Here is an 11,247-nt window from a genome sequence, read left to right on the forward strand (position 1 = left end):
AAGGATGAAGAAAATAAGCAAAATCAAGTTTATGCTTTATTAACGAGAAGTTTTCTATAGGGGTGCTGAGTAGTTACAACGGCTTGGAATGTCTTCGTTACCTCAGTATTCGTATCATCTTCAAAATGGCGAACATAGTCACATGGTAGGAACGTGATATACTGATTAAAATTACGCATTGTTTTAAGTTCTTGAATAATAAGCATCCTGAGCCTCTTTCGGTGGGTCAGTTTCCGAAAGAGAACTGCAGGATGCGTTGTGGGTGATTATGTAGCGCCCACACTACTAAGCTACTTCTCGTTTTATATATTATTTCGTTATGTCTAACTATATAATATATAATTGGTTCGTATCGGAAATTAAGGACATAGAGTCCCTGCCAGATAAGAATCGCTTTGAGGGGATTCTTATCTGGATATTGATTGAGTAAAAATAGTCTGAATTTGATATTATAAGAGATATTTCGAATCCCTCCGTCTCCTTTAGCCAAAGGGAGCTCCACCTTTCTCACCAAGCCTCTCTTTCCTCAGGAACGAGAGGATGTAGCTGGCGACGCTATAGCTCTGCCAGAGTTTTGGTCAGCCAGCGGAGCCTGTGCCCTAAAGGGCTGGCTGAGATTTTTTACGCAATAAAATTGCGATTATTAGACGCAACAGAGTTGCGAGTGTTTGTCGCCTATAGGAAGACTTTATTTCGTATGATGCTCGATGAAACGATTAATCATTCTTGTAACAGTGACAGTTGACTGCTTATAATGAGCTATCACCATAATATTAATGATTTCTCCATCTATGTTATAATAAACAACATTTGGTCCTATGTTCAAATGTCGAATTAAAACCTTATTATTTAACAGCTTAGAAGAATAGCTATAGTCTGGAGTTCCAGATTCAGGAAACAGCAATAAACGCCCTACCTTAGAATCTATGTCATCTAAGGTTTTGCGAGATACAGAAGCACCAAAATGTTCTTCTACATAGTCCAAAATTCCATCAAGTTGATGGAGAGCCATATCAGACCAAATTATTTCCATCCTCTTTGCTCTTTAATCTTTTCCATTGCCTGAGAATGAGAAAGACCTCTTCCCGAACGACTTTCCTTAATGGCGTACTCTGAAGCCATTTCTAAAACTTCATGAGGTATATCATTTACGAAAGCCTGTACTTTGTCTTCTGGAACTTCATATGGATTAATACCTTTCATCGTTGAATACAACAATGTTATAAGGGCATTTTTCCGATCATCACTCCAATTCTTTACTTCGTTCCAAATCGGAGTATTTTGTATTTCATTATAATTGAACGTTCTCATAATTCTAATATTTAGTACCTTACATGGTGCAAATATAAGGGAAATATCTGAAATAGCCAAGGTATTTCCGGTTTTTAACACATCGAAGAATCAGCGAAGTCCCACAGATTTTACAGATTTTTCGAATTTTCTGTTTTCCTATTGGAAAGAGTTTCTTCGCCCCCCTCTTGCGAAGAGGGAGTCCTTATCCCACTCCCAAGCCCTTCAATAGTCTTTACGACCCCTTCGGTTCCCCTTGTAGGGGACAGAAACCCTTAGCATAAGGGCAAGGGATGTAGCTGGCGACGCTATAGCTCTGCCAGAGTTTTGGTCAGCCAGCGGAGCCTGTGCCCGCAAGGGGCTGGCTGAGAGTGCTTACGCAACAGAGTTGCGATTGTTTTACGCAATAAAATTGCGATTGTTTGTCGCCTAGCGGAAGACTTTATTCTGGTTGTTCTTGCAGATATTTCTCTATCCAAGGCTTTAACTCTGGAATATCACATTCTATTGTATCCCAAAGACTTTCCGGATCTACAGTATAATAGCCATGAACTAATACATGACGCATCTTTTCTATAACACGCCAATCAACTTCCGGATGACTAGCCCTAAATTCCTTTGTCAGCATATAGACAGCCTCTCCTATTACCTCAACAAACTTCGTAAAGCCGTAAAAAACAAGCTTGCTGTTTTTAACGTCTTCTAAAGTATATTGAGATTTATACTCTTGAATTTCATTGATGGCTTCAAGAATATGTTCTAATCTGCCTCTATCTTTAACTTTTTCTCTCATAAATCAAGAACTTGTCGTTATTTACTGAGTCTAACGCAAAAGGTAAGAGGCGACTGGCTTCTACCATATCTACCTTACGATGAAGTAAATCTTCTAAATTGAGCATCATGGCAGCAATCTTCATCAATGAAACTCTGGAGTTCTGGCGATCATACTCTACAAGAATATCGACATCACTATCCATACTCTCTTCGCCTCTTGAGCATGAACCAAAGAGCCAAGCCTTCTTGATGGGTTGGCTTCCAAAGAATTGCTGAATCTTTGGAATCATATTTTCAACATTCTTACTAATCATAATCGAGTACCTTTTTATTGTTTACATGCTGCAAATATAAGGGAAATATCTGAAATAGCCAAGGTATTTCTGGTTTTTAACACATCGATGTCCCACAGATTTGGCTTTACTTCCCGCTGGTCAGTGGGTCCGGAGGACAAATCTCCCTTCGGCCGCCGATTTTCAATTCACAGATGGATTGCTACCGAAACTTATGGATTCCATCACAAAGCATTGATAATTCTTTCTGAAAATAATCTATATCAGGAGATATATCTTTAGCAGTCTGCACCCTACCATCTAAAGACAAAAATATACCAGCATGCAATGGAAGACGCTTACTTGGTTTTGGCAATATCGATACTTCTCTATTTGCAAACTCTTTATCTAAATCCCTAACATCACTCACATTCAGAATGGTATAACCAAAACGAGTAACACCTTCTGATCTAGGATGAAATATACTAGATATATCATCCAGTTCATCGGCTTTATTTCGCAATACAGAGATGTAATCCTCTGCTCCATTTTTTAACATCTCTAACTTGAATGCCTTTGGTGAAACGCGACCCTCATAGATGTGAGAAGGTGAGAACAAGATTCTTGCGACTTGCTCTTCATCATTTATTTCATTGATTGTCTTTTCCATGTGCCTCCTCTAATAAATTCAAAACATCCTGTTCATTAAGATGGTCGTAATTGTATTTGGATAAATGACCATCACGCTTGATAAAAGCTGCAATTTGATGAGGAGCTATCGTAATACCAGCCAGGTTCTTTCCCTCTGTATAATCTAAATATAAATAGCCTCGGGCATCAGGGAACAATACCCAATTTACCAACTCCTTATCTGAGGATAGCATTATGACTCTACGAAGGAAATCTTGTATTCCAGAATCGATAGAAACACTGTTTTCTCCATCCCAACCCTCTTTCAGCAAAGCTAATTCTTCCAAACGCTTGAGCATCTTACCCTTGATTGGGGTCGCTGATTGATTGGTAAGATTAGACAGAAATACCAAACAGTTATATAATGCACTCTGGTCATTCGTGGCATATACTGCATCCATTACATGATGGCGCAATGTCTGTATATCCGTATTTGGAGAAATACAGACTCCCACAGGATCCGCTACCAAACTTGGAGCTGCCTCTGGTACTTGATATGATTTTGAATTACTCATAGCTTTACCATCAAATTAAAACATGGTGCAAATATAAGGGAAATATCTGAAATAGCCAAAGATCTTTAGGATTTTAACATTGTCCCACAGATTTGGCTTTCCCTTCGGCCGCCGATTTTCAATTCACAGATGAACACAGATTTTTTCCTGCTACAATATCTTATCCGCAGATGAGACCTATTCGGTCAGATGACGCAGATTTTTCGACTCCCCTGCCCCCTCTGCGAAGAGGGGCTCCTTATCCCACTCCCAAGCCCTCGCCCTTGTTCAAATGAGTGAAGAGTAACTTTGCTGACAGTTACCGAATGGTGAACAGCGGGGTGAACACTTTCCCCAAGCATTCACCTTTTCGGCTCCGGGGTGAACCCTAGTAAAAAGAACTTTGTATATACAGCGCATGTTAGAAATATAAAATCGCCAAGTGTTCACCCACACTCTTAGTTAGAGAACGTTGCAAACAAGAAATCGCTCTGCGACACCACCAACAACCAGCAGTTCATCACCGACGAGGAGAACCGCTGCTACTGTCCTTGGCTGGTAAAGAGCATCGAGAGTCCGATAGACCACCCGATAGACTACGACCACGTGTTTGCCTAGGAGCAGATACTCCGTTCATCGATCCTAACGATACCATGGAGGATTAAGTATCTTGGTTACGATAGCTAAGTATCATAGTTACGGATGATATTTAAGTCGCACACGGATCTCACGGATCTCACGGATTTATTTTTTCGTTGCAAACAACGGGTATTCTCATCTGGTCTCAATGGAAAAAAAAACGAAGGAGTCGAAAATCCGTGAGGTCACTACAACGCCCACAGCATCGGAATCTGCTAGGAGATCAGCCTTCTGTGTTCAGTCCTGCCGAGGTTAGGCGATGGAGATCGGTGCCCACGAAATCGTACATCTGCCATTTCAGAAGCTGTCGGCATCGCTTCTGCACCCGATCGCCATACTGGCCGCGGAGACTGTATAGGTTGCGCTGAAACAGGATGCCCTGCGCCTTGAGTGCCTCGTAATCCTCCTTCTTCATATAGAGGTAACGCTCGGGATGAGCCAGAATCGGGGTATAGCCCTTGTTCCTGATGCGCTCCAGCAGTCCACGGAAGTTCATCGGTGGGGCAAAGATGCTGGTTTCCACCAGCAGGTATTTCTCTGCCAGAGGCAGGAGATTGCCTGCCTTGAGACGGCGCTCGAAAAGGGCATCCAGCATGTTCTCGGCTGCGAGATGCAGCTGTAGGGGCTCTTCATCGGTCGCAGAAGATGGCTTCGCTCCTTCTGCTCCTGATGCCTGACTTCCAGGATGTCTCTGGGCAAAATCCAGAAGATACTTCTCCTTGAAATCTTCGAAGACCCGGCGGAGATCTTCAGGCTCATTCGGAATATCTTCCATGATGTGAGGGGTGAACCAGACTTCACGGATTCCGCTTGCTTCGTAGATGCGAAGCTGCTCCAGGCTCTTGGAGGGGTCCTGGAAGCCATCATCCACGCCAGGGAGTATATGGCAATGGTAATCGATGCCATCAGGGAGACTGCATGTGCTCCCTGATGGCATTTTCTGATTGAATATTTCCTGGAAGAATTTAAACATCTGTTTATATTATTCTATAATCCATTCATTTAAGATTTTGCCCCCCCATTCTTCTCCTTATCATAGTTATAGCCGTAGCCGTAGCCATAACCATAGCCGTAACCATAGTGGCTGCCATATCTGCCGCCACGTGCCTTGGTGGCGTTCAGGATCATGGTCATGTTCTTGAACTTCTTCTCCTTGTAGAGGGCATCGATTTCAGGCAGCATGCTGCGCTCCATCAGGCCGGCACGGACTACGAAGATGGTGCGGTCGGCAAACTGCTCATAGATTGGGGTATCGGCTACCACCTCGATAGGAGGACAGTCGATGAAGACGTAATCGTACTCCTGGCGCATCTGCCTGATCATCTGCTCCAGCAATGGGGTGAAGAGGAGCTCGGTAGGGTTTGGAGGGATGGTTCCGATAGGAATGACATCGAAATACTTCACCAGTCCGCTCTCCTCTCCCTTGTGGAGGATGTCGTGGATGTCGGCGATTCTGCCGTTGAGGTAATCGCTCAATCCCTCGCCCGGACTGCCTATCAGCATGGAGGCAGATCCGTGGCGGAGGTCACCGTCGATGAGCAGCACCTTCTTCTTCTTGATGGCGAGCGACATCGCCATGTTGGCAGCCAGGTGGCTCTTGCCGGATCCCTGATTCAGAGAGGTGAAGACGATGACATTCTGCTCGGGATGGGTACCGATGGTGAACTCGAAGTTGGTGCGCAATACTCGGAACGCCTCGTTCACGATGTTGCGCTTGCCTGCCTTCACTACTATCTGGCACACCTCCTTCGGCTTCTTCCAGAACCTGATACGCTGTTTGAGGGTTGGGCGGTTCTTGCGACTCACATAATATGGAATCTCGCCCAGAAATGGCACGATGAGCTTCTTGAGATCCTTACGGCCACGTACGGTAGTGTTTGCCTTCTCACGGATATAGATCACAACAACCGGAATGAGGAGACCCAAGACAAAGGCGATGAGCATAATCTTGCGACGAACTGGTGCCACTGGGTTGAGATCGCCTGTTGGAGGGGTAATCACACGGGTATTATAAGCGGTGAACGCCTTGGAAAGCTCGTTCTCCTCACGCTTCTGGAGAAGGAAGAGATACAATGCCTCCTTAACTTTTTGCTGACGACCCACAGTCTGCAGGTACTTCGCCTGGTTAGGGTTGCTGGCAATCTGAGAAGTAGTAGCAGCCTCGTTAGCCTGGAGGGTGCTCAACTGGGTTCTCAGAGAGATGACGAAGTTGTCGAGACTGGCAGTGATGCTCTTGCGCATAGAGGCAAGACTCTGATCGTAATCAGCTACCAATGGGTTCTGCTCACTGGAATTTGACACGAGGTTGTTGCGCTCCAACTGAGTCTTGTTGTACTCAGTAATCTGCTGCTCGATACCCTGGCTATCAATACCGGTATTGGATGGAAGAAGCTGGTTCTTACCTACCTTACCTGTCAAATATTGATGAATGTACTCTGCAATCGAGAGGCGAGAATGGAGCTCCATAATCTGCTTATCTACATCACTGCTCTTCTGCATATACTGCTGTGCCGCAGTCTCTACATCCGGCAAGAGATGAGAACTCTTGAAGGATGAAATATTCTTATCAACATCGCCCAACTCACGCTCAATGACACCCAAACGCTCGGTGATGAAGTGAGAGGTGGATACGGTCATCTGATTCTTATCATCCAACCAGTTCTTGCGGTAAACAGTGATGACTGTATTGATGACATCCTCTGCTCGCTTAGGGAGCACATCCTTATAGGTAATGTCGATGACGGTAGATTTCACCTCGTTCAGACTGGCTGAGAGGGAACCCTTGATGCGGTCGGTCATCGCATAGACATTGGTACGGGATACATAGAGGATAGGAGCTTCATCATTCTTGACAAACTGAGAGAAAGATGCCGCCTTATCTACCTTGATCTTACCCAATGGGGTGCGGATAATCTGTCCAATCTTCGCCTTCAACTCGCCATCGGTATCTACTGGGGTACCGTCGTTGGTAGCGCCCTTGAAGTAGCTAACCTCATAAGTGCCGTCAGGATGAAGCTGGAGCTTGAAGCTTCCGCTCTGCTCATCGGTGAAACCGATGAAATCTACGGTGACAGGGAGGTCGTTGCCATAGAGTGCCTGCTTATGGAAGGTGCCGTCGATGGCATAATCTACATCGAGCTTCAATCGCTTACCGGTCTCGAGGAGAACGGCTGGTGACTGAATGGCAATGAGTTCATTATATACATTGCTCTTCATATTACCCATACCCATATCCGAGAACATGGAAGCCACATCGCTGCTGATGCTCTGCGACTTGCTCTCATCCTTGATCATCAGGGATGCAGTTCGCTGATATACATTTGGAGTGGTAAGGGTATAATAGGTGGCGATACCGAGGGTAACCACCAGGGAGAGGATGAACCAGCGCCACTTTGCCAGACAGAGATAGAGAAGATCCTGAAGACGGATGAAGTCTTCTGTCTGGTTAGGGCGAGCCATCGGATTTGGCTGTACCGGCTGATTGGCCGGTGTTGTATTCTGTATCATTTTTCTAATATTAATTTACCTTCAAGAATGTGAGAACTGTGACGAGGAGGGATGAAACACTCAACCAGAAGCCTGTTGACTGCACGGTGTTACCATTGAGGGTAGAACTGCGCTTCTTGGTATCGTTTGGTGTTACATATACCACATCGTTCTGCTGGAGATAGTAAGCTGGTGAATTGAAAATGTCCTTACCGGAGCAGAGGTCAATCTTATAAATCTTCTGATGTCCGTTTTCCTGACGGAGTACCATCACATCCTGACGGCGACCCTGAATAGTGAGATCACCAGCCTTGCTGATGGCATCAAGGATAGTAACCTTTTCCTCATCAATAGCATACTGACCTGGCTTTGCCACTTCGCCCATCATGGAATAATGGAGGTTACTGAGACTTACAGTCACAGTTGGGTCTTTGACGAGACTTGCATCGAGGAGTGATTTCTTCACCTTTTCTGCGATCTGCTCACGGGTTAATCCTGCTACCTGAATGGTTCCTAATACCGGAAAATCGATATTTCCCTTGCTATCTACCGTGTAATAAAAGGCATCTTTTGCGATATTTGTACTGCTGCTGGAGTTGTTGGTACCGCCAGTGAGGTTGAAGAGCTGTGTGATCTGTGGATCCTTGCTCTTGACACCGATATAGATTTTATCGGTAGGCTTCACTGTAATGACTTTGTTCTGGAGGGTAATAACGGTATCAGGATTGTTGTTTAAATCCTGAAAGTAGGCTACGTCTTTTGGTGTGCCACAAGATGTAGCGGTTAAGAGCGCTACCCCTAGGGCTCCTAACAGCATGAATTTACTAAATTTCATTTTTTTATCTAGATAATGCATTTTTTTTATCATATACCTTTTTTCTTTTTTTTATCAGCAAATGATAGTATCTTTTTTTTTCGAATCCCTTTTTCCCTTAACATAAGGGAGTTTTTTCGAATCCCTCCGTCTCCCTTTAGCCAAAGGGAGCTCCACCTCTAAGGCGGATGCCCCTATTCTGAGCGAGTTTGCGGCCAGAGTAGAGTTTTTCCGCTGCAAAATTAATGGTTTTTATTGATAATAAAGAATATATCGCTTTACAAAAGTGTTTTTTAACAAAAAGAAACAATTGCTTTTAAACACTATACTATTCTCAAAATCTATTCTTTTACTTCCTCGAAATCTTCGTTGTGGACACCACGGAGGGCTACGGCGTAACCTCCGAAATCGAAGACTAACTGACGGTCTCTATCTATTCTTACGATGTACCCCTCATATCCGGCGAAAGGTCCGGTTAAGACTCTTAGCTTGACATGATCCCTCGAAAACTTCTCGAAAGGATCTCTCAGGAAGGTAATCTGCTCGGGATGCGTATGCATCACGTTCATGAAGGGCTGCATGATGGTGTCGCGAATAGAGGCGGGCTTACCCGTGCTGCAATCGTTGACCAAATGATACTGGGGAAAATATTGCTTCAAAAACTTCTGAATACCCTTTACTGTGCCCTGCAAAAAAACTAATCCAGAGACGGATGGCTCCAAGATCTTCTTTACTCCCTTCTTCTCTGCCTCATTCTTATAACAATACTGATAGGTCTGGTGGATGAAGAAAGGTTGATGACCTCTCTCCTTATTATATCGCTTTAACCACTTCAGGAAATTCCTGGCTGCCATGTGTTGGAGGAAGAGATAGCTCCAGGATGTGGGATTTTCTGCCGGATTTTCCTTGCCGTTAATTCCCAAGCGTGCTTTTCCCGGCTCAGAACTGGTTGGTTCCAATGCCTCTGAAGCTTCTGAACCTGATGGGTTATCAGGCTCCATAATGTGAATGCCGTGAGGCAAGTTCTTTTTTTCTATCTTTTCCCTTATTGACATATTATTTTGTTTTTTGCAAAAATACTGCTTTTATTTGATATTTTAGCTATGTTCATACTAAAATATTTTAGTTTCTCTGTTTTTTTAACTATAAAAGTCCTATTTTTCGAAAACATCTCATTTCTCTTTAGTGTTAAAGAGATTATTTCGAATCCCTCCGTCTCCCTTTAGCCAAAGAGAGCTCTACCTCTAAGCAAGGAGGGTGTGTCATTATTCATCGGATTACGAGGAATAAAATATCCGATGAAAAATAATCAATACCACCTTATTATATTGGGATTATTGAGGGAAGGACTGGAGGGATTTGCAGGGAAAAAAGATGGGGAAAAGTTTGGGGAATTCAGTTTTTATTGCTAACTTTGCGGACGAATTTACGAGGAATTTATATTCTAAGAAGAGAAATCGAAAAAATTAAATTACATATAATGTCTTATGGAAAAAAACATCTATAAAGGTAACGTACTGATTAGAAGGTTGGTGGTCTTAGCTGACTTCATCATCCTCAACTGCTTACTATTGGGCTTTATCAACTTCGAATCTCAGTATATTCCTAATTACCTAGATCTGAGAACAAAGATTACATTCTTTATAGCAAACGTTGCTCTCGCCATCGGCGAATACAACTACTGTACTATCATTCATGTAAGACGAATCGGTTTTCAGCAAGTTATCAAACGTACTTTCTTCCTGGCACTTTGTACTACCTTCTGTTTCATGGTCTTCCTGAAATTCTTCAGTCATGGTGGAGAAATATTTACGTTCGGATTCTACTTCGGCATCTCTTACTATCTTGCTCTGATCATCAGTCGACTCATCGAGCTCAAGGTTCTGAAATATCACCGTGCCAGAGGTAGAAACAGTCGTACCGTGATCTTCGTGGGTAGCGATCCTGCCGTAAGAGAAATGTACATTACCATGACAGAAGATCCTTCTGCGGGTTATATAGTAAAGGGTTATTATGCCGATGATGATATCGCCGGAGCGCCTCAGGAGCTGAAAAAACTGGGCACGATGCAGGAGCTTAACAAACTTTTAGAGTCTAAACAGAACGATACCATCAACGGTTCATCTTATGGTCTGGATGAGGTTTTCTGCAGCTTGTCGCATAAGGAATCTGACCAGATTGTGAAGATCATGCGTTTCTGTGACAAGAACGTGGTGCATTTCTATTATCTGCCTCGTCTGTTCGGCGAATATAAGCTGCATCTGGATTCCCATAACTTTATGGGTAAGACGGTTTACACGAACCATCTTGAGCCGCTGTCTTCTGTCTCGAACCGTATTCTCAAGCGTGCCTTCGATATTGCCGTGAGTGGTGTGATCTGCCTCTGTTTCTTGCCTTTCATTCCAATCATCGCACTGATTATCAAGATTCAGAGTCCGGGTCCTATCTTCTTCCGTCAGGCTAGAACGGGTCTGAACGGTAATACCTTCATGTGCCTGAAGTTCCGCTCAATGCATGTGAACAAGGATTCAGACAAGGCTCAGGCTACGAAGAATGACCCAAGAAAGTTTGCATTCGGCAACTTCATGAGAAAGACGAATATTGATGAGTTCCCTCAATTTATCAATGTATTGAAGGGCGATATGAGTATCGTGGGTCCTAGACCTCACATGTTGTATCATACTGAGGTTTATGGTAGTTTGATTGATAAGTAGGGTGTCCAGTTCTGTGTTCTAATTTTCGAGTTAAAAAGAAGCTTGTACTTCTTCTAACATTATGAGAATCAGAT

At 43.7% G+C, this 11,247-nt stretch carries 11 protein-coding genes; 1 reads left to right on the forward strand and 10 read right to left on the reverse strand.

The window, feature by feature from the left end:
• Window positions 1–688 precede the first annotated feature (688 nt).
• The 10 genes from AAAT87_RS13995 to AAAT87_RS14040 all read right to left on the reverse strand — a co-directional run bounded on the left by AAAT87_RS13995 (window position 689) and on the right by AAAT87_RS14040 (window position 9,514).
• Window positions 689–1,033, reverse strand: a complete 345-nt coding sequence (locus tag AAAT87_RS13995; RefSeq protein ID WP_264964312.1) for a type II toxin-antitoxin system RelE/ParE family toxin — start codon at window positions 1,031–1,033, stop codon at window positions 689–691.
• On the reverse strand, window positions 1,024–1,311 hold the full coding sequence (locus AAAT87_RS14000; RefSeq protein WP_296972654.1) for a hypothetical protein: 288 nt from the start codon (window positions 1,309–1,311) through the stop codon (window positions 1,024–1,026). Before AAAT87_RS14000 ends, AAAT87_RS13995 begins: the two co-directional genes overlap by 10 nt.
• Before the next feature lie 421 nt (window positions 1,312–1,732).
• A complete protein-coding gene (locus AAAT87_RS14005; RefSeq protein WP_218433764.1) occupies window positions 1,733–2,083 on the reverse strand; it encodes a HepT-like ribonuclease domain-containing protein in 351 nt (116 codons plus the stop codon).
• Window positions 2,067–2,354: a nucleotidyltransferase family protein gene (locus AAAT87_RS14010; RefSeq protein ID WP_228113218.1), complete on the reverse strand. Its 288-nt coding sequence runs from the start codon at window positions 2,352–2,354 to the stop codon at window positions 2,067–2,069. Before AAAT87_RS14010 ends, AAAT87_RS14005 begins: the two co-directional genes overlap by 17 nt.
• Before the next feature lie 205 nt (window positions 2,355–2,559).
• Window positions 2,560–3,006: a hypothetical protein gene (locus AAAT87_RS14015; RefSeq protein ID WP_295023843.1), complete on the reverse strand. Its 447-nt coding sequence runs from the start codon at window positions 3,004–3,006 to the stop codon at window positions 2,560–2,562.
• The gene (locus AAAT87_RS14020) at window positions 2,987–3,541 is read right to left on the reverse strand and encodes a hypothetical protein (protein ID WP_295023845.1); all 555 of its coding nucleotides are present in this window, start codon (window positions 3,539–3,541) and stop codon (window positions 2,987–2,989) included. Before AAAT87_RS14020 ends, AAAT87_RS14015 begins: the two co-directional genes overlap by 20 nt.
• 841 nt (window positions 3,542–4,382) lie before the next feature.
• On the reverse strand, window positions 4,383–5,132 hold the full coding sequence (locus AAAT87_RS14025) for a tyrosine-protein phosphatase (RefSeq protein ID WP_295023846.1): 750 nt from the start codon (window positions 5,130–5,132) through the stop codon (window positions 4,383–4,385).
• A 29-nt stretch (window positions 5,133–5,161) separates the two neighbouring features.
• Window positions 5,162–7,666 (reverse strand): GumC family protein, encoded by a 2,505-nt coding sequence (locus tag AAAT87_RS14030; protein WP_349226754.1) that lies wholly within the window; start codon window positions 7,664–7,666, stop codon window positions 5,162–5,164.
• Between the two features lie 10 nt (window positions 7,667–7,676).
• Window positions 7,677–8,480 (reverse strand): polysaccharide biosynthesis/export family protein, encoded by an 804-nt coding sequence (locus AAAT87_RS14035; RefSeq protein WP_295023849.1) that lies wholly within the window; start codon window positions 8,478–8,480, stop codon window positions 7,677–7,679.
• 320 nt (window positions 8,481–8,800) lie between these two features.
• Entirely contained in the window at window positions 8,801–9,514 is a 714-nt protein-coding gene (locus AAAT87_RS14040; protein WP_295023850.1) for a hypothetical protein, read from the reverse strand.
• A gap of 432 nt (window positions 9,515–9,946) precedes the next feature.
• Between AAAT87_RS14040 and AAAT87_RS14045 the strand changes: the two genes are divergently transcribed.
• Window positions 9,947–11,173, forward strand: coding sequence for a sugar transferase (locus AAAT87_RS14045; protein WP_349226755.1), 1,227 nt, complete (start codon window positions 9,947–9,949; stop codon window positions 11,171–11,173).
• The last annotated feature ends 74 nt before the right edge of the window (window positions 11,174–11,247 follow it).

The organism is Segatella sinensis (genome assembly GCF_040095255.1).
In the GTDB taxonomy this organism is placed as follows: Bacteria; Bacteroidota; Bacteroidia; order Bacteroidales; family Bacteroidaceae; genus Prevotella; species Prevotella sinensis.